This is a genomic window from Pseudonocardia sp. EV170527-09, from assembly GCF_008369905.1.
In the GTDB taxonomy this organism is placed as follows: Bacteria; Actinomycetota; Actinomycetes; order Mycobacteriales; family Pseudonocardiaceae; genus Pseudonocardia.
In genome coordinates this window covers 1-414 of record NZ_VRMC01000359.1, presented here as the reverse complement: position 1 = coordinate 414, position 414 = coordinate 1, and the positions used below count along the sequence as shown (strand labels likewise).

The 414-nt window shown below is 73.9% G+C and carries 1 protein-coding gene; it reads right to left on the bottom strand.

Features of this window, described 5'->3' with window-relative positions:
- The coding region (locus tag FVA95_RS29485) for a leucine zipper domain-containing protein (RefSeq protein ID WP_149666943.1) at window positions 1-401 on the bottom strand (401 nt) is incomplete at its 3' end.
- Window positions 402-414: the final 13 nt, after the last annotated feature.

The window sequence follows — 414 nt, the reverse complement described above, 5'->3', positions numbered from 1 at the left end:
GGGTGGGGGTGCTCGTAGCGGCGCAGCGGCTCCCCGGTGCCCCGGTCGATGTGGGAGAGCCGGTTGATCCGACAGCGCACCAGGACCGCGTGCACGGTCGAGGCGGCCATGCCCAGGCGCCCGGCGATCTGGACCGGGCCCAGCCGGTGCCGCCAGCGCAGCCGTACGATTCGCCGCACCAGACCGACACGGGTCTTCGTCGGTGAGGACCTCGGCCGTGAGCTGCGGTCGGCCATCCCCGCCGGCCCCTCGGCCCGGTAGCGGTCGGACCACTTCTTGGCGGTCCGCGCGGAGACCATGAACAGTGTCGCGGCCGCGGTGTGGGTCCAGCCGTGCTCGACGACGAGTTGAGCGAGCCGCAGCCGGGCGCGCGGGGTCAGGGCGGCGTTAGCGTGGGACACGAAGGCCTCCGGT